General features: G+C 67.7%; 25 protein-coding genes. 15 read left to right on the plus strand and 10 right to left on the minus strand.

Annotation, left to right across the window (positions count from 1 at the left end; genetic code table 11):
• The first annotated feature begins 59 nt into the window (after nt 1-59).
• Complete coding sequence (locus CLM74_RS02330) at nt 60-3,122, plus strand: EAL domain-containing protein (RefSeq protein ID WP_032952063.1); 3,063 nt, start codon at nt 60-62, stop codon at nt 3,120-3,122.
• A gap of 235 nt (nt 3,123-3,357) precedes the next feature.
• Here CLM74_RS02330 and CLM74_RS02335 read toward each other — a convergent pair whose 3' ends face one another.
• Entirely contained in the window at nt 3,358-4,239 is an 882-nt protein-coding gene (locus tag CLM74_RS02335) for a LysR family transcriptional regulator (protein WP_105163354.1), read from the minus strand.
• A 94-nt stretch (nt 4,240-4,333) separates the two neighbouring features.
• Here CLM74_RS02335 and CLM74_RS02340 point away from each other — a divergent pair, with 94 nt between their 5' ends.
• From CLM74_RS02340 to CLM74_RS02350, 4 genes are all read left to right on the plus strand, one after another.
• Complete coding sequence (locus tag CLM74_RS02340; RefSeq protein WP_105163355.1) at nt 4,334-4,744, plus strand: DoxX family protein; 411 nt, start codon at nt 4,334-4,336, stop codon at nt 4,742-4,744.
• Nucleotides 4,745-4,787: 43 nt separating this feature from the next.
• Complete coding sequence (locus CLM74_RS02345) at nt 4,788-5,597, plus strand: class III extradiol ring-cleavage dioxygenase (RefSeq protein ID WP_105163356.1); 810 nt, start codon at nt 4,788-4,790, stop codon at nt 5,595-5,597.
• Entirely contained in the window at nt 5,594-5,725 is a 132-nt protein-coding gene (locus CLM74_RS21790) for a hypothetical protein (protein WP_263930282.1), read from the plus strand. The genes CLM74_RS02345 and CLM74_RS21790 overlap by 4 nt, the downstream gene beginning before the upstream one ends.
• A 110-nt stretch (nt 5,726-5,835) precedes the next feature.
• Nucleotides 5,836-7,479, plus strand: a complete 1,644-nt coding sequence (locus CLM74_RS02350; RefSeq protein ID WP_025878400.1) for a Na+/H+ antiporter — start codon at nt 5,836-5,838, stop codon at nt 7,477-7,479.
• Nucleotides 7,480-7,560: 81 nt separating this feature from the next.
• Here the strand turns inward: CLM74_RS02350 and CLM74_RS02355 are convergent, their stop codons facing one another.
• Complete coding sequence (locus tag CLM74_RS02355; RefSeq protein WP_025878401.1) at nt 7,561-7,809, minus strand: DUF3297 family protein; 249 nt, start codon at nt 7,807-7,809, stop codon at nt 7,561-7,563.
• Nucleotides 7,810-7,899: 90 nt separating this feature from the next.
• On the opposite strand from CLM74_RS02355, the gene CLM74_RS02360 reads away from it, so the two are divergent.
• The gene (locus tag CLM74_RS02360; RefSeq protein WP_025878402.1) at nt 7,900-8,442 is read left to right on the plus strand and encodes a hypothetical protein; all 543 of its coding nucleotides are present in this window, start codon (nt 7,900-7,902) and stop codon (nt 8,440-8,442) included.
• Nucleotides 8,443-8,529: 87 nt separating this feature from the next.
• On the opposite strand, the gene CLM74_RS02365 is transcribed toward CLM74_RS02360, so the two are convergent.
• From CLM74_RS02365 to msrB, 5 genes are all read right to left on the minus strand, one after another.
• Nucleotides 8,530-8,805: a DUF4031 domain-containing protein gene (locus tag CLM74_RS02365; RefSeq protein WP_025878403.1), complete on the minus strand. Its 276-nt coding sequence runs from the start codon at nt 8,803-8,805 to the stop codon at nt 8,530-8,532.
• 13 nt (nt 8,806-8,818) lie between these two features.
• A complete protein-coding gene (locus CLM74_RS02370) occupies nt 8,819-9,328 on the minus strand; it encodes a hypothetical protein (protein WP_032977057.1) in 510 nt (169 codons plus the stop codon).
• Between the two features lie 133 nt (nt 9,329-9,461).
• On the minus strand, nt 9,462-10,400 hold the full coding sequence (motB, locus tag CLM74_RS02375) for a flagellar motor protein MotB (RefSeq protein WP_059065863.1): 939 nt from the start codon (nt 10,398-10,400) through the stop codon (nt 9,462-9,464).
• Nucleotides 10,401-10,403: 3 nt separating this feature from the next.
• Nucleotides 10,404-11,258 carry a flagellar motor stator protein MotA gene (gene motA / locus CLM74_RS02380; RefSeq protein ID WP_012509934.1) on the minus strand — a complete coding sequence of 285 codons (855 nt, stop codon included), beginning with the start codon at nt 11,256-11,258 and terminating at the stop codon, nt 10,404-10,406.
• Nucleotides 11,259-11,359: 101 nt separating this feature from the next.
• Nucleotides 11,360-11,827: a peptide-methionine (R)-S-oxide reductase MsrB gene (msrB, locus tag CLM74_RS02385; protein ID WP_025878406.1), complete on the minus strand. Its 468-nt coding sequence runs from the start codon at nt 11,825-11,827 to the stop codon at nt 11,360-11,362.
• 138 nt (nt 11,828-11,965) lie between these two features.
• Here msrB and CLM74_RS02390 point away from each other — a divergent pair, with 138 nt between their 5' ends.
• Nucleotides 11,966-12,340 carry a classical arabinogalactan protein 4 gene (locus tag CLM74_RS02390; RefSeq protein WP_105163357.1) on the plus strand — a complete coding sequence of 125 codons (375 nt, stop codon included), beginning with the start codon at nt 11,966-11,968 and terminating at the stop codon, nt 12,338-12,340.
• Nucleotides 12,341-12,757: 417 nt separating this feature from the next.
• Entirely contained in the window at nt 12,758-12,910 is a 153-nt protein-coding gene (locus CLM74_RS02395; protein WP_025878408.1) for a hypothetical protein, read from the plus strand.
• Between the two features lie 57 nt (nt 12,911-12,967).
• Here CLM74_RS02395 and CLM74_RS02400 read toward each other — a convergent pair whose 3' ends face one another.
• Nucleotides 12,968-13,447 carry an AsnC family transcriptional regulator gene (locus CLM74_RS02400; RefSeq protein WP_025878409.1) on the minus strand — a complete coding sequence of 160 codons (480 nt, stop codon included), beginning with the start codon at nt 13,445-13,447 and terminating at the stop codon, nt 12,968-12,970.
• A gap of 149 nt (nt 13,448-13,596) precedes the next feature.
• On the opposite strand from CLM74_RS02400, the gene CLM74_RS02405 reads away from it, so the two are divergent.
• Nucleotides 13,597-14,901 carry a D-amino acid dehydrogenase gene (locus tag CLM74_RS02405; protein WP_032976409.1) on the plus strand — a complete coding sequence of 435 codons (1,305 nt, stop codon included), beginning with the start codon at nt 13,597-13,599 and terminating at the stop codon, nt 14,899-14,901.
• Nucleotides 14,880-15,950: an alanine racemase gene (alr, locus tag CLM74_RS02410; protein ID WP_099782682.1), complete on the plus strand. Its 1,071-nt coding sequence runs from the start codon at nt 14,880-14,882 to the stop codon at nt 15,948-15,950. Before CLM74_RS02405 ends, alr begins: the two co-directional genes overlap by 22 nt.
• Before the next feature lie 209 nt (nt 15,951-16,159).
• Here alr and CLM74_RS02415 read toward each other — a convergent pair whose 3' ends face one another.
• Nucleotides 16,160-16,726: a DUF3016 domain-containing protein gene (locus CLM74_RS02415; RefSeq protein WP_025878412.1), complete on the minus strand. Its 567-nt coding sequence runs from the start codon at nt 16,724-16,726 to the stop codon at nt 16,160-16,162.
• A gap of 249 nt (nt 16,727-16,975) precedes the next feature.
• Between CLM74_RS02415 and CLM74_RS02420 the strand changes: the two genes are divergently transcribed.
• Nucleotides 16,976-18,961: an ATP-binding protein gene (locus tag CLM74_RS02420; protein WP_223483302.1), complete on the plus strand. Its 1,986-nt coding sequence runs from the start codon at nt 16,976-16,978 to the stop codon at nt 18,959-18,961.
• A gap of 44 nt (nt 18,962-19,005) precedes the next feature.
• Nucleotides 19,006-19,296: a DUF3247 family protein gene (locus CLM74_RS02425; protein WP_025878414.1), complete on the plus strand. Its 291-nt coding sequence runs from the start codon at nt 19,006-19,008 to the stop codon at nt 19,294-19,296.
• Between the two features lie 202 nt (nt 19,297-19,498).
• Here the strand turns inward: CLM74_RS02425 and CLM74_RS02430 are convergent, their stop codons facing one another.
• Nucleotides 19,499-19,762, minus strand: coding sequence for a hypothetical protein (locus tag CLM74_RS02430; protein ID WP_025878415.1), 264 nt, complete (start codon nt 19,760-19,762; stop codon nt 19,499-19,501).
• A gap of 156 nt (nt 19,763-19,918) precedes the next feature.
• Here CLM74_RS02430 and CLM74_RS02435 point away from each other — a divergent pair, with 156 nt between their 5' ends.
• Genes CLM74_RS02435 through CLM74_RS02445 form a run of 3 tightly spaced genes read left to right on the plus strand, consistent with a single transcriptional unit; the run spans nt 19,919 to nt 22,367 of the window.
• Entirely contained in the window at nt 19,919-20,989 is a 1,071-nt protein-coding gene (locus CLM74_RS02435; protein ID WP_025878416.1) for a class I SAM-dependent methyltransferase, read from the plus strand.
• Nucleotides 20,986-21,687: a 16S rRNA pseudouridine(516) synthase gene (locus tag CLM74_RS02440; protein WP_059065872.1), complete on the plus strand. Its 702-nt coding sequence runs from the start codon at nt 20,986-20,988 to the stop codon at nt 21,685-21,687. Before CLM74_RS02435 ends, CLM74_RS02440 begins: the two co-directional genes overlap by 4 nt.
• Complete coding sequence (locus tag CLM74_RS02445; RefSeq protein ID WP_032976401.1) at nt 21,684-22,367, plus strand: HAD family phosphatase; 684 nt, start codon at nt 21,684-21,686, stop codon at nt 22,365-22,367. Before CLM74_RS02440 ends, CLM74_RS02445 begins: the two co-directional genes overlap by 4 nt.
• The last annotated feature ends 198 nt before the right edge of the window (nt 22,368-22,565 follow it).

Raw genomic sequence — 22,565 nt, forward strand, 5'->3', positions numbered from 1 at the left:
CGGTCACCGGCGTGGTGCATGCTGCGGGCTGGATGTCTGCAGCACCCGGGGGAGGGCGCATGCAGGACGGGTCGAGGCGTCAAGAATGGCGTCCGCCGGCCGTTGAGGTCGGGGATGTGGAGGAATCGTTCGCGCATGAAGCCAGCCGACTGCACAGGGAAGACCGACCGATGCCGGCGCTGAGACACGCGCTGGCCCGGCCGTTGCGTGCCATTACCTGGGGCGGCGTGGTGCTGGGCGTGCTGCTGGCGGCAGGGCTGGCCGCGATGCTGGCCAACGATTACCAGCGCCGGCTGGAAGCCGCGCAGCGGCAGAGCCGGGCGCTGGCGATAGGCAGCGAGCGCCTGCTGGCACTGGAGCTGCGCAACCTGGAACGGGCGATGGCCGGCATCGCTGCCGATGCGGCCGAGCTGTTCCGCACGGTGCCTGCGCAGGCGCCCGCGCTGCTGGACGCCGCCATAGCCGGCGTGCTGCGCCGGCACGCCGAACTGCACAGCATTGTCGTGCTCGATACCTATGGCCGCGCCCTGACCGCCGGCAAGGGCGACCTGCAGCTGCCACTGTGGACCGATCCGCAGCGAAGGGGGCAGGGCAGTGCGCTGTACATCGGGCCGCCGCAGCGTGCCAGCGACGGTGGCTGGGTGGTGCCGCTGGCGCTGCCGATGGCTGGCGATCGCTGGCTGCTGGCACGGCTGCGCTGCGGCGAACTGCAGCGGATCGTGGGCGGTCTCGATGTGGGGCCCAGTGGCCTGGCCTCGATCAGCGACGCCGATGGCTACATGCTGGCCCGTGTCCCCGATCCGCACGGCACCGTCGGCCGCCGTTACACGCTGCCGGCACGCACGCTGCTGGGCCGGCAGGCAGTGGTCGAGCTGGGCAGCATTCCCGGCGCGGTGGACCAGATACCGCGCATCTCCACCATCAGCACCCTTGAGCGCAGTCCATTGGCGGTGCAGGTCGGTCTGGCAAACGAAGATGTGCTGAAGCCGTGGTGGCCGTATCTGCAGGCGGCGATTGCCATCATGCTGGCCTACGTGGCGCTGCTGCTGGTGCTGCTGTATGCCGTGCGCCGCAGCACGCACCGGCAGCAGTCGATGGCCGAAGAACTGCGGACCGGCCATGCCGAGCTGCGCCTGGCCCATCAGGTGGGCCGCGTATGCACCTGGTATGTCGACGAAGACGCTGCGCTGCTGCGCTGGTCACCGCTGGCGCGCGAGATCTTCGGTGTGCAGACCGATGCGCTGCCGGTGGCCGAATTCTTCGCCCGCGTGCACCACGATGACAGCGCACGCATGCAGCAGGCCTTCGATCAGGCCTTCGCCGGCAACGCTGTACTCGACGAAGAATTCCGCCTGGTGCTGCCCGGCGGTGCCGTTCGCTGGGTTGCCGCGCGTGGCCAGCGGGTAGCGGTGGTCGATCGGCAGCGGCGCATGATCGGCGCACTGACCGACCTCAGCGAGCGCTACCAGGCACGCGAGCAGATGCGCCAGGTTGAACGCCGCTTCCGCCTGTTGTTCGATCGCAACCCCGCGCCGTTCTGGGTGTTCGATCCGGACACCTTGCGCTTCATCGAGGTCAACGAGGCCGCCGTGCAGCAGTACGGCTACAGCCGCGATGAATTCCTGGCGATGAGCATCCTCGACATCCGCCCACGCGAGGGCTGGGACGAGGTCAAGGGCGCGATCGCGCAGGTGCGCAGTGGTGAACTGCAGGACGCTGCGGTGCGCCTGCACCAGCGCAAGGATGGCACGGTGTTCGAAGTGCGCGTGCACCTGTCGCAACTGGATTTCGATGGCCAGCCCGCGTGCCTGGTGCTGGCCGAGGATGTCAGCGAGCGGCTGGCCTACGAGCGCGACCTGGCCTATCACGCACGCCACAACCCGGCCACCGGCCTGCTCAACGTGCGCGCACTGAGCGAACAGCTGGACGAGCAGGCCGGCGCCTACACCATCGCCTATGTGCAGCTGCGCGGGCTGCAGCTGGTGGCCGATACGCTGGGCCGCGAGATCGGTGATGCGGTCCTGCAGTCGATGGCCTCGCGCCTGGGCGGGCTGGGCGCGCGCTTCGGCCTGCTGGCGTTCCAGCCGGCGGAGGATTTCGTGCTGGCGATCGCGCCGGAACACAACACCCAGCGCGTGCTGGACGATCTGCTGCAGATCGTCTCGGCACCGATGCGCGGCCAGGATTCGCTGCACCAGTTCGAACCCCGCATTGGTGTGGCCGTACATGACGCCGATGCAGGCCACAGTGCCGAACAGGCGATCGGCATGGCCGCGCAGGCGGCGCACGCGGCCCGCGCCGAAGGCAACGTGGTGGCCTGGTTCGATGCGGCGGTGACCATACGCCTGGCCGACCGCCTGCGCCTGGCCGGGCGCATCCACGCGGCCATCGACAACGAATTCCAGCTGTACTTCCAGCCGATCCGGCACGCCAGCGATGGCAGCCCGGCGTCGCTGGAGGCGCTGCTGCGTTGGCCGCAGGCCGATGGCAGCTTCATCCCGCCCAGCGAGTTCATCCAGTTGTGCGAGGACACCGGCCTGATCCTGGCGTTGGGACGCTGGGTGATCCGCGCGGCAGCACAGGCGCAGCGGCGTCTGGTCGAAGCGGGGTGGGGCGAGCTGTCGATCGCGGTCAATGTGTCGGCGGTGCAGTTCTTCAACAGCGATCTGGTGGCCGAGTTCGCCCGCGCGCAGCAGGATTTCGGCCTGGCCCGTGGTGCGCTGCACGTGGAACTGACCGAGAGCAGCCTGATGCGCAAGCCGGCACAGGCGATGCAGACCATGCAGCGCCTGCACGAGCAGGGCATCCGCGTGTCGCTGGACGATTTCGGTACCGGCTACTCGAGCATGTCCTACCTGCAGCACCTGCCGCTGGACGTCCTGAAGATCGATCGCAGTTTTGTGGCCGACGTGGAGACCAATCCGCGCAACGCATCGATCTGCCGGGCACTGCTGTCGCTGGGCCACAGCATGGGGCTGACGATCATCGCCGAGGGCGTGGAAACGCCGGGGCAGCTGGACTGGCTGGCCGCGCATGGTTGCGACCAGGTGCAGGGCTACCTGCTGGGACGGCCGGCACCGCTGGAAAAGATCATCGCGCAGCTGGATGAGGTTGTCGCCTAGGCCGCGCTTCGCGCTCGCCGGGCATGGCCCGGCGCTACCGTGTCATGGGCGCGCTTCGCGCTTCGCCGGGCATGGCCCGGCGCTACCGTGTCATGGGCGCGCTTCGCGCTTCGCCGGGCATGGCCCGGCGCTACCGTGTCATGGGTGCGCTTCGCGCTTCGCCGGGCATGGCCCGGCGCTACCGTGTCATGGGCGCGCCGCGGGTAGCGCCGGGCCATGCCCGGCGGACGCACGCTTACACCCCGGTTTCCACCAGGTAGTCGATGAAGCTGCGCACCTTGGGGGCGAGATGGCTGCGGCTGGTGTAGACGGCGAAGATGCCGATCGGCTCAGCTTCCCATCCGGGCAGGATGCGCATCAGGCGGCCATCGGCCAGGGCCTCGTGCAACAGGAAGTCCGGCTGCAGGATCACGCCCATGCCGGCAATCGCCGCTTCGCGCAGGACGTCGCCATTGTTGGCGCGCAGCAGGGTGGTCACTGCAACCTTCACTTCGCCACCCGGTCCCTGCAGGGGCCAGTGGTCGCCGGCGGCCCAGTAGCTGTAGCCGAGGCAGGCGTGGGTCTGCAGATCCTCGGGGGCCTGCGGTGTTCCGTGTGCGGCCAGGTAGGCCGGTGCGGCACACAGGCTGATCCGCGATTGGCCCAGGCGCCGCGCGATCAGGCTCGGGCCCGGTTCGCGGGTGATGCGGATGGCCACGTCGTAGCCTTCTTCGACCATGTCCACCAGGCGGTCGGACAGCGCCAGGTCCAGTTCGACCTGTGGGAAGCGCTCGCGGTAACCGGCCAGCAACGGACCGAGGCGGGCGATGCCCCAGCTGACCGGTGCGTTGATGCGCAGCGTGCCGGACGGCTCCAGCGCCTGTGCGCCGATGCTGGCCTCAAGCGCATCGAACTCGGCCAGCAGGCGCACGCACTGCGCGTAGTAGGCGGCACCGGCGCTGGTCGGGCTGACCCGGCGGGTGGTGCGGTGGAGCAGGCGGGTGGACAGGCGCTTTTCCAGTGCGGCGACCTGGCGGGTGACACCGGCCGTGGACATGTCCAGCGCCTGTGCGGCGGCGCTGAAGCCGTTGCGTTCGACCACCGCGACGAACACGCGCATGGCATCCAGGGTGTCCATTGTTGCGCCTTATGAAATAAATACGGTCGATCCATCGTATTTATCGGCAATCGAGGGCGCAATAACCTGTGCCCTGTCCCAACCGAGGTGCCCAATGAACGCGACCCCCACTCCCCTGTCCCCGCTCGCCCCGTACGCCGCGACCCTGCTGCGGTTGGCCCTGGGCGTGTTGTTCCTGGTCCATGCGCTGACCAAACTGCTGGTGTTCACTCCGGCAGGTACCGCGGCCTTCTTCGAGTCGCTGGGCCTGCCCGGCGTGTTGGGCTACATCACCATCGCCGTTGAACTGGCGATTTCCGCAGCGCTGCTGCTCGGCATCTACGCGCGCTGGATCGGCCTGCTCGGTGTGCCGCTGCTGCTGGGCACCATCGTGACGGTGCACGGCGCCAACGGTTTCAGCTTCGCCAATGCTGGCGGTGGCTGGGAATACCCGGCGTTCTGGGCGCTGGCCCTGGTCGTGCTGTTCCTGCTGGGCGATGGCCGCTGGACCCTGCGCTCGCGCTGAACGTCCCCCGGCCCGCTGCCTGTTCCTGTCATTGGAGAAGATCATGTCCCGCCTGCCTTCGCTGTACATCTCCCACGGCTCGCCGATGACCGCCCTGCATCCGGGCCAGGTCGGCGTGCGGCTGGCCGAGCTGGCCCGCGACCTGCCAACGCCGCGTGCGATCGTCATCGCCTCGGCGCATTGGCTGGCCCGGCAGCCGCTGGTAGGCAACCATCCGCAGCCGCCCACCCTCCACGATTTCGGCGGCTTCCCACGCGAACTGTTCGCGCTGCAGTACCCGGCGCCCGGTGATCCGGCGTTGGCTGAAGAGGTGGCGGGCCGCATCGCCGCCGCCGGCCTGCCGGTGGCACTCGATCCGCAACGTGGCCTCGACCACGGCGCGTGGGTGCCGCTGCGCCTGCTGCACCCGCAGGCCGACATCCCGGTGGTGCCGGTGTCGATCCAGCCGATGCTGGGCCCGCAGCATCAGTTCGCGCTGGGCCGTGCGCTGGCGCCGCTGCGCGAACAGGGCGTGCTGCTGATCGGTTCGGGCAGCATCACCCACAACCTGCACGACTGGGGCCACTACCAGGACGGCAAGCAAGCGCCCTACGTGCGCCCTTTCATCGACTGGGTGGAGCAGCGGCTGGCCGCCAATGACCGCGATGCCCTGTTCGACTACCGCCGACAGGCACCGTTTGCCGAGCGCGCGCATCCCACCGATGAGCATCTGCTGCCGCTGTACTTTGCGATGGGTGCGGCGGGGGAGGGGGGCTTCGGTGCCAAGCGCATCGATGCGGGTGTCGATGCCGGCTTCCTGGCGATGGACCTCTATCGCTTCGATGGTGAGGACCGCGCTCAGGACGCGGCATGACCCCACCGCTGCTGCCAGGGCTGGAACGCCCTGCACAAGGACGCGTGCAAGGCCGGTTGGCAGTGGTGCATGACGACGTGGCCAGCACGCCGGCCTGGATCGGGCGGCGCTTGCTGTCGCGGTCCTGACGCGCATTCAGATGGCTGGGCGCAGTGGCGGCCTGCTGTGTTAAGTTTTTTCCCGTCCCCCGGCGCACTCCGGTTTTTCCGGCCCCACGCGCCGCTCCTGTGGAAGAAGCATGCACACCATCGAAGTCGTCCTGGCGATGCTGGTGGCCGTTGTCGCCAGCGGTTACCTGGTTCGCGTCCTGCCATTCTCGTTGCCGTTGCCGCTGGTGCAGATCGGCCTCGGCGCGGTGATCGCCGGCGTATTCAACCGCGGCCATGCACTGGAACCGGAAGTGTTCTTCCTGCTGTTCCTGCCGCCGCTGCTGTTCCTCGATGGCTGGCGCATTCCCAAGCAGGGCCTGTTCCGCGACAAGGGCGCGATCCTCGAACTGGCGTTCGGGCTGGTGGTGTTCACCGTGATCGGCGCGGGCCTGCTGATCCACTGGATGATTCCGGTGATGCCACTGGCGGTGTGTTTCGCGCTGGCCGCGATCGTGTCACCGACCGACCCGGTGGCGGTCGGCGCGATCGCTGCCAAGGCACCGATCCCCAAGCGCCTGATGCACATCCTGGAAGGCGAGTCGCTGCTCAACGATGCCTCCGGCCTGGTCTGCTTCCGCTTCGCGGTGGCGGCGGTGATGACCGGTACCTTCTCGTTGGCGACCGCCTCGCTGACCTTCGTGTGGGTGGCGGTGGCCGGCCTGGCCGTCGGCGTGGCGGTCACCCTGGGCGTGTCCACGTTCCAGCGCTGGCTGTGGCGCCGTTTCGGCGAAGAGCCGGGCGCGGCGATGCTGGTCAACCTGCTGATCCCGTTCGCGGCGTACCTGCTGGCCGAAGAGATCAATGCTTCGGGCATCCTCGCTGCGGTCGCAGCGGGTATTTCGATGAGCTACGTGGAAATGACCGGCCGTGTCTCCGGCAGCATGCGCGTGCAGCGCGCCGGCGTCTGGAACATGCTGCAGTTCAGCTTCAACGGCATCATGTTCGTGCTGCTGGGCGAGCAGCTGCCGGGCATCGTCGAACGCGCCACCACCACCATGAACGAGAGCGGCCACCAGAGCGCGTGGTGGCTGCTGGTGTACGTGCTGGTGATCAACGCGACGTTGATCGCGCTGCGCCTGCTGTGGGTGTGGCTGTCGCTGCGCTGGAACCTGCTGCGTGCGCGTCGCCGCGGCCTGGAGCGTGGCGAGGCACCGAACTGGCGCATCGTGGTGGCCACCTCGGTGGCGGGTGTGCGTGGTGCGATCACCTTGGCCGGCGTGCTGACGCTGCCATTGTTCCTGCCCGATGGCAGCCCGTTCCCGGCACGCGACCTGGTGATCTTCCTGGCTGCTGCGGTGATCCTGTGCTCGCTGGTCGGCGCCAGCGTGGCGCTGCCGCAGCTGTTGAAGGGCCTGCAGCTGCCGGCCGATTCGGGTGAGCGCAAGGAAGAGGATCTTGCCCGCAAGCTGTCCTCGAAGGCCGCGTTGGCGGGCGTGGAGCGCATGCGCCAGCAGCTGGTGCTGAACCAGAACACCGAGAACGTGCAGCTGTACAACGACGCCGCATCGCGGGTGAGCCTGCTGTATCAGCGGCATCTGGACCGCGACAACCCCGACGTGGACCCGGAGAAGGTGAACCGGATGGAGATGGGCTACCGCCAGCTGCGCAGCGCCGGCCTCAATGCCGAACGCGAGGAACTGTTCCGGCTGACCCGCCGCGGCGTGGTGTCGGACGAGATCGCACGGCGGTTGATCCGCAACCTCGACCTGCTGGAATCGCGCAAGCGCGAGTGAACGGTATGCCGACCGGGCTGCCGATCGGGGTCAGATCCCTTTCCGCAGGAAAGGGATCTGACCCCGCCCCGGGACGGCCGGTTACTCCGGCTTCTGTTCCAGGAAATACGCCTCGACCTTGCCCTTGACCTTGATGGTCATCGGATTGCCGCGACGGTCACGGGCCTTGCCGGCCTGCACGCGGATCCAGCCTTCGCTGACCGAGTATTCCTCGACGTTGTCGCGCTCGACATCGTTGAAGCGCACGCCGACGCCGCGCTCCAGGGCCTGCGCATCGTGGAAGGGGCTGGCCGGGTTGATCGCCAGGTGGTCGGGAGGGGTATCGCTCATCGCTTCATTCACAGTGACGGCCACCACGGCCGGCTTCAGCGGTACAGGATAAACCGTAGAATGCCCCCCTGCTCCCGAGGACGTTCCGCCATGCCTGACAACAGCGACTATTTCGACTTCGAGGAAGACGCCCACGATTTCGACGAGGACGACTTCGAGGCGCGGGTCTGGAACCTGCTTGTGCTGATCAACCCCGGTGACGAAGAGCTGGCCCTGCAGCAGTTCAACCGCTGGCGCGAGCATCTGTCCGAGGACGGCCAGCCGCTGGAGGCCGACAGCGACTGGCTGCCGGCGCTGTTCACGGCCATCGCCTGGCAGTCGGGCTTCGAGGTCGAGCGTGATGATTTCGATTCGCTGCAGTCGGCGGTGAACGAGCTGTCGGCGCGCTTCAACCTGCAGCTGGACTGGGGTGGCGACCTGGACGACGAGGATTTCGCCGCGGACCTGGATGGGGTGCAGCTGATGAGCACCGCCTTCGACCGCCTGCGCGAGCACAACTACACGCTGTGGAGCGTGGATGCCGGCAACGACGGCTTCAGTGGCTGGATGGCGCTTACCCGCGATGACGACGCCCTGCTGGCGCTGTGCTCGCTGCTGAACGTGGAAGTGCGCCTGGGCAGCGACCCGTTCTGAGATTCACCGGTAGCGCCGGGCCATGCCCGGCGGCTTCCCGCCGCGCTGCGCGCTCACCGGGCGCGGCCCGGTGCCACCTGTACCATCCTAGGGCTGGTACTGCGCCCTGGCGTTGGCGATCACCGCCTTCACCTGCGCCCGGTCCACATGCCGGGAGATGGCGACCGCACCCAGCGCGAGTGCCTGCGCACGCAGCTCGGCGGTGACATCGTAATGCGCCCCGCTGGCCTTGTTCTGGAAGGCCCGTGGAGGAATGCCGAGCTGCGCCGCCATCGCGTGCAGCTCGGCCAGGGTGTCGGCCATCAGGTGCGCCCAGCGCTGACCGCGCCAGGGATGCACCGCGTCATCGACGTAGACCGACACCGCCGCCGCCGGATCAGGCCTGCGGCTTGCCGTCGGCGTCGGCGGCCGGAGTGGCCTCGGCGTCGGCAGCGCCTTCGGCGCCGGCAGTGTCTGCAGCCGCTTCATCGGACGCTTCGCCTTCAGCGGCTGCATCTTCAGCCTGCTCGCTGGCGAACTCGGCCACCAGCTTGTCCAGGTACTCCTCGGCGGTCTGGCCCGCTTCTTCGGCCAAGGTATCGAGCAGCTTCTGCATCAGCTCGGAATATTCCAGGGTGACCTTGCGGCCTTCGGCTTCCTGCACGTTGGACAGGTGCTTGAGCATGGCCAGCATCGGCACCGGGTTGTCGGCGTTGCCCATGGTCTGGCCGCCGATGGCCAGCAGCCACTCGCGGCCCTGCAGGCCGATGGCGGCCACGGCCTGGCCGTCCTCGTTGACCAGCACGGCATGGTTCTGCACCTGCTGCTGGGCGTTCAGACGGAGGAACGGACGCTTGGTCTGCTGCTTCTTGCGCTTGTCGCGCTTGGCCTTGGACAACTTGGACATGGGGGTGTGATCACCTGGAGTCGGAAAGACCGCCATTGTAGCGGCCGCGCGTAGGTGGGGTCAGATCCCTTTCCATGGGAAAGGGATCTGACCCCGGTTCAGCGCTGTGCGGACCAGGGTCCGCACCCACGGATTACTTTCCTGACCCCTGCGCGGCCTGCACGTCCGGGTCCACGGTGGTTGCCGACAGGCCTACCTGCGGCCCGGCGCCGGCCAGCGCAGCTTCCTCGGCGGCCTTGGTCATCACCACGATGCTGATGCGGCGGTTGATCGGGTTCTGCGGATCGGCCTTGTCAAACAGCACCGACGAAGACAAGCCGACCACGCGGGTGATCTTGCTGTCTTCCAGGCCGCCATCGATCAGCGCGCGGCGCGCGGCATTGGCGCGGTCGGCGCTCAGTTCCCAGTTGCCGTAACCGCGTGCGGCCGAATAGGCGGTGATGTCGGTGTGGCCGGTCAGGCTGATCCGGTTCGGCACGTGGTTCAGGTACTCGGCCAGCTCGTGCAGGATCTGCTGGGTGTACGGCTTCAGGGTGGCGCTGCCGAGGTCGAACATCGGCCGGTTCTGCTTGTCCACGATCTGGATGCGCAGGCCTTCCGGGGTCAGGTCCAGCAGCAGCTGGTCCTTGAACGGTTCCAGCGCCTGGCTGCGGCTGATCGCTTCCTGCAGTTCCTTCATCAGCGCTTCCAGCTGCTGCTTGTCGCGCTGCTGCTCGTCCACCGGCTGCGGTATCGACTTCTGCTGGTTCTGGAAGGGATCGTTGCTGTTGCCGCGCGAAACATCGGTGGCGCCGCCGAGCTTGATCATCGAGGTGCTGGCACCGCCCGGCCCGGCCATGCCCGGCGCCGGCGTCGCGCTGGAGCCGACCAGCGGGCTGGGGTTGCGGAAGTACTCGGAAATGGCTGCGCGCTCGGGCTTGCTGGTGCTGGCCATCAGCCACAGCACCAGGAAGAAGGCCATCATCGCGGTCACGAAGTCGGCATAGGCCACCTTCCACGAACCGCCATGGTGGGCGGCGTGGCCGGCCTTCTTGACCCGGCGGACGATGACGGTGGGCTTGGTCTCGGCCATGGCTTACTTGACCGTCTTCAGGTGCTGCTCGAAGTCGGAGAACGCCGGGCGCACGTTCGACGGCAGCGTCTTGCGGGCGAACTCCAGCGCGATCTTCGGGTTGTAGCCGCGCAGGCAGGCGAGCAGGGCGGTCTTCACCGACTCGTAGATGCGGCTGTCCTGCTCGGCACGGGCTTCCATCGCCGAGGCCATCGGGCCGACGAAGCCATAGCCAAGCAGGATGCCGAGGAAGGTGCCGACCAGCGCGCCGGCCACGTGGCCACCCACTTCGACGATGTCGCCGCCGATCGAGCCCATGGTGATGACGATGCCCAGCACTGCCGCCACGATGCCGAAACCGGGCAGGCCGTCGGCGACCTTGGTCAGCACCTGCGACGGCGCCATCGCTTCGGCGTGGTGCTTTTCCAGCTCCAGCTCCAGCAGTGGCTCCAGCTCATGCGGCTCGATGTTGCTGCCGATCATCAGGCGCAGGCAGTCGGTGATGAAGTCGATCAGGTGGTGGTCGGCCTGCACCTTCGGGTAGTTCCCGAACAGCGCGCTTTCGGCCGGGCGCTCGACATGGTCTTCCAGCGCCATGAAGCCTTCACGGCGGGCCTTGTTGAGCAGTTCGTAGACCAGACTGAGGACGTCGATGTAGTCCTGCTGCTTGTAGCGCGGGCCCTTGAACACGCCGACCATGGCCTGCAGCGTCTGCTTGACCGTCTTGGCCGGGGTGCCGACCAGGAACGCACCCAGCGCGGCACCGCCGATGATGACCAGTTCGTAGGGCTGCCACAGCGCCCCAAGGCGGCCGTGTGCGCCGAGGTAGCCGCCCAGCACGCTGATGATGACGACCAGGAATCCAACGATGATGAGCATGGCGCGACGCAAGGAGGGGGGATATCTCCTTGTCGGCCTGACACCGGTGTTTCTGAAGAGGGAATTCTGTGAAGTCGGTCAGCGGGGCCTTGCGGCGCGTGTCAGCCCGCCACGCCGGCCTCCGCGCCGCCACGCTGCAGCGGATCGGGCCACGGCTCGCCGTTGCCGGTGAATGAAAGTGAGACCGAGTTCAGGCAGTGGCGCTCGTAGGTGGGCGGCGGACCGTCCGGGAACACGTGGCCCAGATGGCTGCCACAGCGGGCGCAGGTGATCTCGGTGCGGACCATGCCATGGCTGGTGTCGCGGATCTCGCGCACGTGCGACGGGTCGAACGGGGCGAAGAAACTGGGCCAGCCGGTGCCCGAATCGAACTTGGTGCTGGAGCGGAACAAGGGCAGGGCGCACAGCCGGCAGCAGTAGACGCCCTCGCGCTTGTTGTCGAGGAATACCCCGCAGAACGGCGCCTCGGTGCCGTGCTGCAGCAGCACGCGGCGCTCCTCGGCGCTGAGCCCGGCGACCAGGGCGTCGGTCTGCGTGGCGGTGGGGGGCGTCAGATCGAAAGCGCTCATGCCGGCTCTCCGTGGGGTTGTGGCCTGGGATGCCAGCAGACGTGGGGGTGTCGGCACACGCTTGCAAGTGTGATGGCCGTTCATGGCCGGCACACAGGGGCAGGCGCAGGGTAAGGGTGGCCCACCCTGGAGCGCGCGATGAAACCCCGCCTAGTCCTGTTGCTGTCGGCCCTGTTGCCTCTGCTTGCCCAGGCGCAGGTTCCCACCGGCAGTCCGACCGCCACCCGCAGCAGCGCGACGGTGGCACCGCCGCCTGTCGCCCCGCGACCGCAGGCGTCGCGCCCGCAGCCGCAGGTGCTGCCCTCGCCGCAGCCGGCACAGCCGATCCGATCGACCGGCCCGGCCCAGGTGACCCCCACGCCCGCGCCGGCGCTGCCGGACAAGGTCTACGACCGCAACGGCCGCATCGTTCCCGGCGTCAAACCGGTCGGCCCCAACCGCGTGTTCGACTCGCGCACCGGCCGCTACTACGACAGCGTACCGACCGGCGACGGCCAGCAGATCAAGCGCTGACCCCAGCGCCCGCAACCAATCGCGCAACCCAAAGAGAGCGCAGCGACCCGCTGTCGCTCTTTTTTTTTTCTTTTTCCGTGGCTGGCGCCCGCATGAACCTGTCAGAGGCCGGGCGGGTGGGGTCAGGCGGGGTGTCCGCGGCATGGATGCCGCGGCCAAGCCCCCAGGGACGGGTTCACGGCGTCCCCGCCTGACCCCACCCGCCCGGCCCACTCGCAGCACCGCACCCGGCCCCAGCCACGAGGGGCTCAGCCGTTGGCAGGAAACCCGCCACCCACATGAACGCCGGAAAACAGCCCCTACCCTGCACACCCCGCATCACCCGTTTTTCGCCTGCGATTAACCGTGCCAGGACCACGGTGGACCTGCGCCGGCATCCCTGTCGTCGCGCTTCCCTCGTCCCCTTGGAATACGATCATGGCCAACCAGCAGAACCGTCATCCCGGCAAGGAACAGCAGGGCAAAACACCGCAGGAACAGCAGCGCCAGCAGCAACAGCAACAGCAGCCGAACGAGCAGCAGAAGAAGAATCCGCAACAGGGTTCCATGAAGAACCCGCAGCAGCGCTGATGCAGCCAGGGGCCAGAGCCCGCGTTGCGGGGTCTGGTCCCGCTGCCGCCGGTCGGTTCAATCCGGAATCGGCAGCGCCCAGGTCTCCTTGACCTCTTCCATCACGATGTAGCTCTTCGACTCACGCACATGTGGCAGGGTCAGCAGGGTGCTGCCCAGCAGCTTGCGATAGGACGCCATCTCGCTGATCCGTGCCTTCAGCAGGTAATCGAAATCGCCCGACACCAGATGGCATTCCAGCACGTTGGGCAGCTTCAGCGCCGAACGCCGGAACTCCTCGAAGATGTCGCCGGACTTGTAGGCCAGGCTGATCTCCACGAACACCAGCAGGCTTGCTTTCAGCGCGCTGGGGTCCAGGTGCGCGTGGTAGCCGGTGATCACCGCTTCGCGCTCCAGCCGGCGCACGCGCTCGGTGCACGGGGTGGTCGACAGGCCGACCCGTTCGCCCAGCTCGGTGAAGGAAATGCGGCCTTCGGCCTGCAGGATGCGCAGGATCTTGCGGTCGATCTTGTCCAGCTCGCGGGGACGGGTGGCCATGGGCGTCAAGCTCGGGGAATGAATCACAGGGAAATATCCTGACTGCATTGCTGAAATCAGGCAAATCATCTGGATACGGAAGAATATACTTCCCCGATTATGGCCCCTGCGCACGCAAATGCAGGGAATGATCGGGTTGGAGAATTCCCATGCGAGTCCTAGTCCTCGGCAGCGGCGTGATCGGCACCACCAGTGCCTGGTACCTGCGACAGGCCGGGTTTGAAGTCACGGTCGTCGACCGCCAGCCCGGTCCCGCGCTGGAAACCAGCTTCGCCAATGCCGGCCAGCTGTCATTCGGCTACACCTCGCCGTGGGCTGCCCCGGGCGTGCCGAAGAAGGCCATCGGCTGGCTGTTCGAAAAGCACGCACCGCTGGCGATCAAGCCGGGCATGGACCTGGCCCAGTACCGCTGGCTGTGGCAGATGCTGCGCAACTGCACCCACGAGCGCTACGCGATCAACAAGGCGCGCATGGTGCGCATGTCCGAGTACAGCCGCGACTGCCTGAACGAGCTGCGTGCGCAGATCGGCATCGATTTCGAAGGGCGCGACCTGGGCACCACCCAGCTGTTCCGCACCCAGCAGCAGCTGGATGCATCGGCGCAGGACATCGAGATCCTGGCCCAGTACGGTGTGCCGTACGAAGTGCTGGATCGCGCCGGCATCATCAAGGCCGAGCCTGCGCTGGCCCACGTTGATGGCCTGGTGGGTGCGCTGCGCCTGCCGCGCGACCAGACCGGCGATTGCCAGCTGTTCACCCGCCGCCTGGCGCAGATGGCGGCCGAAGCGGGGGTCGAGTTCCGTTACGACCAGGACATCACCGGCGTGGAATCCGACGGCGACCGCATCACCGGCGTGCGCATCGGCGGCAAGCTGGAAACCGCGGACCGCTTCGTGGTCGCACTGGGCAGCTATTCGCCGGGACTGGTCGCGCCGCTGGGCATGCGCCTGCCGGTGTATCCGCTGAAGGGCTATTCGCTGACCCTGCCGATCACCGACCCGGCGATGGCGCCCACCTCGACCATCCTCGATGAGAGCTACAAGGTGGCGGTGACCCGCTTCGACAACCGCATCCGCGTCGGTGGCATGGCCGAGGTGGCCGGTTTCGACCTGTCGCTGTCGCCGCGCCGCCGCGAGACGCTGGAGCTGGTGGTGCGCGACCTGTACCCGAAGGGCGGTGACCTGGCCAAGGCCGAGTTCTGGACCGGCCTGCGCCCGGCCACGCCGGACGGCACGCCGGTGATCGGCGCCACGCCGTTCCGCAACCTGTTCCTCAACACCGGCCACGGCACGCTGGGTTGGACCATGGCCTGCGGCTCGGGCCGCTACCTGGCCGACCTGATGAGCGCGCGCCAGCCGCAGATCAGCACCGAAGGCCTGGATATCTTCCGCTACGGCCAGTACCGCCACGCCCCGCAACATGAGAACCGCACATGCGTCCTGCCCGCGCGCTGATCGACCTGGGCGCACTGCGCAGCAACTATCGCCTGGCCCGTGAACTGGGCGGTGGCAAGGCGCTGGCGATCCTCAAGGCCGATGCCTATGGCCACGGTGCGGTGCGCTGTGCGCAGGCACTGGAAGGCGAGGCCGACGGCTTTGGCGTGGCCACCATCGAAGAAGCGCTGGAACTGCGCCAGGCCGGCATCCGTGCGCCGATCCTGCTGCTGGAAGGTATCTTCGAGCCCAGCGAAATGGCGCTGGTGGCCGAGCATGACCTGTGGTTCTCGGTCGGTTCGCCGTGGCAGCTGGAAGCGCTGGTCGCGTTCGACAGCCCGCGGCCGCTGACGGTGTGGCTGAAGCTGGACAGCGGCATGCACCGGCTGGGCCTGGACGTTCCCGGATTCCGCGCCGCGCACGCGCGTTTGTCTGCACTGCCGCAGGTGGCGCGCATCGTGATGATGACCCACCTGGCACGCGCCGATGAACTGGACAGCGAGCGTACCCGTGAGCAGGCCGCGACCTTCGTCGAGGCCATCGATGGTCTTGAAGGCGAGACCAGCATCTGCAATTCGCCGGCGCTGCTGGGCTGGCCGGACGTGCGCAGTGACTGGGTGCGCCCGGGCCTGATGCTGTACGGCGCCAATCCGCTGCCGGACAACAGTGAACTCACCGCGCGCCTGCGCCCGGTGATGACGATGCAGTCCAAGGTGTTCGCCGAGCGCTGGATCGAAGCCGGCGAGCCGGTCGGCTACGGTGCGCGCTTCGTGGCCAAGGCGCGCACACGCGTGGGCGTGGTCGCACTGGGCTATGCCGATGGTTATCCGCAGTTCGCCCCCAATGGCACGCCGGTGCTGATCGATGGCCAACCCGGTGGGCTGATCGGCCGCGTGTCGATGGACATGCTGACCGTGGACCTGACCGCGCATGCGCAGGCCGGTGTTGGCAGCGTGGTGGAACTGTGGGGTACGGCGCCGACGCTGTCCGAGCTGGCGCCGCGCTGCGGTGTCAGTGCCTACCAGCTGCCGTGCGGCGTCAAGCGCGTGGCACGCATCTACCAGGACTGACCGGCTCTGGTAGCTGCCGACCTTGGTCGGCGCTGTGGCTGCGTGTCGACCAAGGTCGACACCTACCGGATCGGATCAGCGCTGCGCACGGCTCTGGTAGCTGCCGACCTTGGTCGGCGCTGTGAATGTGTGCCGACCAAGGTCGACACCTACCGGATCGGATCAGACCCTGGTCGGCGCTGTGGCTGCGTGTCGGCCAAGGTCGACACCTACCGGGCAGCGGTAACGCGTGAGGTCAGCTGGCGCTTCACCCAGTCATCAATCAGGCGCTTTTCATAGCGCAGCGGATCGGTATCGCTCTTCAGGCCGATGTTGTGCAGGTAGCCGCTGTCGCTCAGGCGGGCGTCGCCTTCATCGATGATGCGCCCGCTGGCGTCCTTCAGCGTGTACTGCAGGGTGATCCGCGGCGGGTAGATGTCGCGCATGATCCGGATGTCGCGGCCACGCGGGCCGTGCCAGGGCTCGTAGTCGCCTGCGCGCTTGACGTCCACCAGGGTTACCTCCAGCGTCTGCCCGGCCTGCAGGGGCTTGGCGGCGCTGGTCTGCACGTAGCGTGCCAGCTGCTGCACCCAGTCCCCGCGTTCGGCCTCGAAGCGGTTGGTGCTCTGGCGGATCTCGGTGAACTTGGCCGGATCATTCCACTGCACGCTGACTGGGCCGTCGGCCTGTAGTGCGCGCGGCGCATCGGGCGCGGTTACCGTCCGCGGCGCGGCGGCCACGCTGCCCACGGCAAGCATGCCGGCCAGCAGCAGGGCGGTTGAAAGCGAACCTTTCATGGCGGTCTCCTGCGTCCCCGAAGCGGGGAGGATGATGATCTCGGATCGAGTGTGATCCCGCCGCGCGGCCGCAGCAATGGCCAGTAGCGTCAAATGCGTCAACAGTTGCCGCCAATTCATGGTCGTCAACCGTGACTGACGGCGCTTGACGCTGTGAATACGCACTCTGGAAGATGCTGTACCTCCATCCGGTCTTTTCCTCCCACGCCCTTGTCCACACTGCCGCCCCTCGTGGAGCGCTCACCCTTGATGGTGCCGACGCCCGAAACCGACCTGCACCATGGCGTGCTTGAGCGCATCCACGCAGGTTTCTGTGTGATCCAGGTGCTGTTCGATGGCGACGAGGCGATCGACTACCGCTTCCTCGAGGTCAACGATGCCTTCGAGCGCCACACCGGGCTGAAGGATGCCTGTGGCAAGCGCATGAGCACGCTGGAGCCACACCACGAAGGTGACTGGTTCCGGATCTACGGCGAAGTGGCGCGGACCGGGCGACCGGCCCAGTTCGAAATGGATGCCCGTGCTCTGGGGCGCACGTTCGCGGTGGATGCCGTTCGGGTTGGCCAGCCGGGCGAGGACAAGGTCGGCATCCTGTTCTTCGACGTGACCGCGCGCAAGCAGATGGAAGTGGAACTGGGCGAGAGCGAGGCCCGTTTCAGTGCGTTGGCCGATGGCCTGCCGATGCCGGTGTGGGTACTGGACGAGCGCGGCCACGCCCGCTTCGTCAACAGTGCCTTCAGCGAGTTCTTCGGCGGCGACGAGAACCGTGTGCCGGAAGATGTCTGGCGCGGCCTGGTGCATCCCGACGATGCGTCGGTATTTGAATACGAACTGCAGGAAGCACTGAAGGCGCAGCGTTCGATGCATGCGTTGGTGCGTGCGCGTCGTGCCGATGGGCAGTGGCGCTGGCTGGAAATGAACGCACGTCCGCGCTTCTCGCGGATGGGCCGTTTCATCGGCCTGGCCGGCAGCAGCCCGGATGTCACCGAGCGCCGCGAGATCGAACTGGCGCGCGAGGAACTGCTGCAGTCCGAGCGTGCCGCGCGCAGTGCGGCCGAAAACATGGCGCGGCTGAAGGATGAGTTCCTGGCCACGCTGTCGCACGAGCTGCGCACACCGCTGACCACGATCCTGGGCTGGAGTGAACTGCTGCTGCAGCGCGTGGATTCCACCAGCCCGCTGTACAAGGGCCTGGGCGTGATCGCCAACAGCGCGACCGCGCAGAAGCGGTTGATCTCGGACATGCTCGACCTCAGCAGCATGCTGCTGGGCAAGGTGCAGCTGGAAGTGGAAGTGCTGGACCTGCGCGACCAGTTGAACGAAGCGATGGGCGCACAGGAGCTGGTGGCCGAGGGCAAGGCGCTGGACGTCACCCTGCAGCTGCCGGCACAGCCCTGCCAGGTGCTGGGCGATGCCACCCGGCTGCAGCAGGTGTTCTGGAACCTGTTGTCCAACGCGATCAAGTTCACCCCGGCCGAAGGCCGCATCGACGTGCAGCTGCAGGCCGATGGCAACTATTGGACGATAACCGTGCGCGATACCGGCGACGGCATCGCGCCGGAGTTCCTGAACCATCTGTTCAGCCGCTTCCGCCAGGCCGACGGCACCACCACCCGCCGCCATGGCGGTCTGGGCCTGGGCCTGGCCATCGTGCAGCAGCTGGTCGAACTGCACGGCGGTTCGGTCAGCGCGGCCAGCGATGGCCACGGTCACGGCTCCACCTTCACCGTGCGCCTGCCGCAGCATCTGCCCGATGCCGAACGGCGTCCGCTGCGTGAGGTCGTCAGCGGTCCTATCCTGGAACCGATGGTGGTCGAGCCGTACCCGCTGCGCGGCCTGCATGTGCTGGCGGTGGAAGACCAGCCTGAAGTGCTGGAGTACCTGCGGCGCATGCTGGAAGAGCAGGGCGCGAGCGTGTCCGCCGCCAGTTCGGCGGGCGAAGCGCTGGCGCTGCTGGCCGACAATGGCCACCTGCAGTACCAGGTGCTGCTGACCGACATCGGCATGCCGGGCATGGATGGCTATGGCCTGGTAAGCACGTTGCGGCAGGACCTGGGCGTAGACGCGGCAGCGCTGCCGGCGGTAGCGGTGACTGCGCTGGCGCGTGCCGATGACCGTCGCCGTGCGTTGGCCTCGGGCTTCCAGGAGCATGTGGCCAAGCCGTATTCGGTGGCCCAGCTGGTGGGCGTGGTGCGGCGCGTGCAGGCCACGCGCGGGGACAGCCTGCTGCACTGAGCATTCACGGACGATCGGCGACCCTGCAGTTCAGGAGGTCGCCGATGTCCCGTATTGCTCCCCGTATCCATACTGATTCCGCGCAGATCGCGCGCCTGGAAGCCCTGTTGCCGCAGTTGCAGGGGGAAACCGAGGTGCAGCTGACCCTGCACGATGGTCGACGCCTGCTGGGCACGGTTGCGGTGCAGCCGACGCTGCAGCAGTACCGCAACGACGCCGGCGACGAAGGCAGCAATGGCCAGCTGCGGCTGGACGATCTTGATGCGCCGGTGCAGCAGCATCACGTGTGGCTGGATGAAATCGCCAGCATCCGCAGGTTGCCGCCGAGGCTCTGACGGCAACTGCAGATGGCTGCATCCACGCATGGCGTGGATCTACTGTAGAGCCACGCCACGCCATGCGTGGCTGCGATGGTCATTCGAACAGTAGAGCCACGCCATGCGTGGCTGCGATGGTCATTCGAACAGTAGAGCCACGCCATGCGTGGCTGCGATGGTCATTCGAACAGTAGAGCCACGCCATGCGTGGCTGCGGCGGTCAATGTTCGAACAGCGTTGCCGTCGCTTCGAACCTGCGCGCATACGCGCGCTCCTCGGCTACCCGGGTCACTTCATCGTCTGCCAGATCCGGCGCGCCATAGACGGCGTAGGCCACGCTGCCATCGGCGCCGTGGCCAACCTGGTGCAGGCGGTAGCGGGAATGGCCGCCGCCGGTGTCCTCCGGGTAATGCACGGGGGGATGGCTGCCTTCCAGGTCCATTTCACTGTTGTCGACGACACCTCCGACGAACAAGGCACGCATGCAGGATCTCCAGGGGTTGCGGGGGAGCTTCTACCCTGAACGCTGGCATGTTGCTGCGGCATCAAGGCAACGTTGAAGTTTCGCAAAGCGGTGGTCGGGGCCGGGCCGGACAAGCCGGTACAATGGACGGCCCTCACGCTTCCAGTACCCGCGCCGATGGCATCCAGCGACGACGCCCCCCTGCAGACCCTGTTCCTGCCGTTCTCCAGCGGCGCCCTGCGCTGGCCGGAGGGCCCGGTGGCCTTCCTGCGCGCCCGTGACGGCTGGCCACTGCGCGAGCAGGCCGGCGGCCGCGAAGTCGACTGCGAGCAGAGCTTCGCCCCGTTCGCGCAGCCGCTGCAGCAGGCCGCTGGCTGGACCGTCAGCGGGCAGCTGGATGATGTTGCCGGCCGCGGCCGTTACCCGCTGGTGCTGGTGCTGCCGCCGCGCCAGCGCGAGGAAGCCCGCGCGCTGTTCGCCCGCGCCCTGGCGCTGGTCGCCGAGGGTGGCCGCATCGTGGCCTGCCAGCACAACAACGAAGGTGCCCGCTCCGGCGAAGGCGACCTCAAGCAGCTGGCCGGCCTCGGCGGCAGCCTGACCAAGAACCACTGCCGCGTGTTCTGGACCGCTCCGCTGCAGGGCCAGCACGATGTGGACGTAGCCAAGCGCTGGGGCGCGCTGGACGCGGTGCGGCCGATCGTCGGCGGCCGTTTCCTCAGCCGTCCGGGCGTGTTCGCCTGGGACCGCATCGACCCGGCGTCGGCCCTGCTGGCCGAGCATCTGCCGGCCGACCTGGCCGGGCGTGCAGCTGACCTCGGTGCCGGTTACGGCTACCTGTCGCGTGAACTGCTGGAGCGCTGCCCGAAGATCACCGCGCTGGACCTGTACGAGGCCGAGAAGCGCGCGCTGGACCTGGCCGAACTCAATCTGGCGCCGCCACCGCGTCCCGTGCCGCTGCGCTTCCTGTGGCGCGACGTCACCGCCGGTATCGAGCCGGACTACGACGTCATCATCAGCAACCCGCCGTTCCACACGCCCTCGCGTGCGGATCGCCCGGACATCGGCCAGCGCTTCATCGCCGTGGCCGCGCAGGCGCTGCGCCCGGGTGGGCGCCTGTACGTGGTGGCCAACCGCCACCTGCCCTACGAGTACACGCTCAACGAGAGCTTCGGCGCGGTGCGCGTGGTTGCCGAGCGCGATGGCTTCAAGCTGGTCGAAGCGGTGAAGGGCAAGGGGAAGGGCCGGTGAAGCTGGTCAAGCACATCGCCAACCTCGGCTACGGCAGCCGCAAGCAGGTGCAGTGGATGTTCCGCGAAGGCCGCGTTACCGACGCCGACGGCGAGGTGCTCTACGCCGACGACCAGGTGGCGCATGAAGCGGTGCGGGTGGACGGCGAGCCACTGGACCCGCCGGTGGGCCTGTCGCTGGCGATGTACAAGCCGGCCGGCTACACCTGTTCGACCAAGGACAAGGGCCGCCTGATCTACGACCTGCTGCCGCCGCGCTTTCGCGACCGCGACCCGGTGCTGTCCACCGTCGGCCGTCTGGACCGTGAGACCAGCGGCCTGTTGCTGCTGACCGACGACGGCAACCTGCTGCATCGGATCATTTCGCCGAAGTCGAAGCTGCCCAAGGTCTACGAAGTGGAGCTGGCCGAAGACCTGCGTGGTGACGAGGTGGCGCTGTTTGCCAGCGGCACGCTGATGCTGGAAGCGGAGAAGACGCCCCTGCTGCCGGCTGAACTGCAGGTGCTCGGGCCGCGCAAGGCGCGCCTGGTACTGCACGAAGGCCGCTACCATCAGGTACGCCGCATGTTCGCTGCCGCAGGCAACCATGTGCAGGCACTGCATCGCAGCCGTGTTGGTGGCCTGGACCTGCAGGGACTGGCCGAAGGGCAATGGCGGCTGCTGACCTCCACCGATCTGGATACGTTGTTCGCTCCATGACCTCCATCGCTGCGCTGCCGTTCCTGCCCGACGCCGTCATCTTCGACATGGACGGCCTGATGATCGACAGCGAGCGTGTGTCGCTTGCATGCTGGAGCGAGGCGGCGGAGGAATTCGGCCTGCCCCTGGATGCCAGCTTCTTCGTGCGCATGGTCGGCCTTGGCGACCGCGACAGCCAGGCGCTGCTGCGCCAGCAGGGCATCGAAGACAGCATGATCGAGGCCATGGCCGCGCGTTGCCATGATCTGTACGAGGAGCGCACGCAGACCGGGCTGCCGCTGCGGCCGGGCATCCTGGAACTGCTGGAGTTGTTGAAGGCGCACGCGGTGCCGCGCGCGGTGGCGACCACTACGCGGCAGCCGCGGGCCAACCGCAAGCTGGCTGCAGCCGGGCTGCTGCCATACTTCGATGCGGTGATCACCAGTGGCGATGTGGCGCGGCCGAAGCCGGCGCCGGACATCTACCTGCTGGCCGCGCAGCGGCTGGGACAGGCGCCGGAACGTTGCCTGGCGCTGGAGGATTCGCCGGCCGGCACACGAGCCGCGCTGGCCGCAGGCATGACCGTGATCCAGGTACCGGACCTGGTGCATCCCGATGAAGAATTGCGCGCGCTCGGCCACCGCATCGTCGGCTCGCTGGTGGACGCGCACGCCTTGCTGCTGCCGCTGCTGCCGAGGTAACGGTGGGGGATGGTGGGTGATGGTGGGTGCCGACCGTTGGCCGGCACGCTTCACCGTTCTCGCCGCGCATGGCCCGGCGCTACCGCCCTGGTGGGTGCCGACCGTTGGTCGGCACGCTTCACCGTTCTCGCCGGGCATGGCCCGGCGCTACCGCTCTGGTGGGTGCCGACCGTTGGTCGGCACGCTTCACCGCTCTCG

The sequence above is a fragment of the Stenotrophomonas sp. MYb57 genome, assembly GCF_002966815.1.
In the GTDB taxonomy this organism is placed as follows: domain Bacteria; phylum Pseudomonadota; class Gammaproteobacteria; order Xanthomonadales; family Xanthomonadaceae; genus Stenotrophomonas; species Stenotrophomonas indicatrix.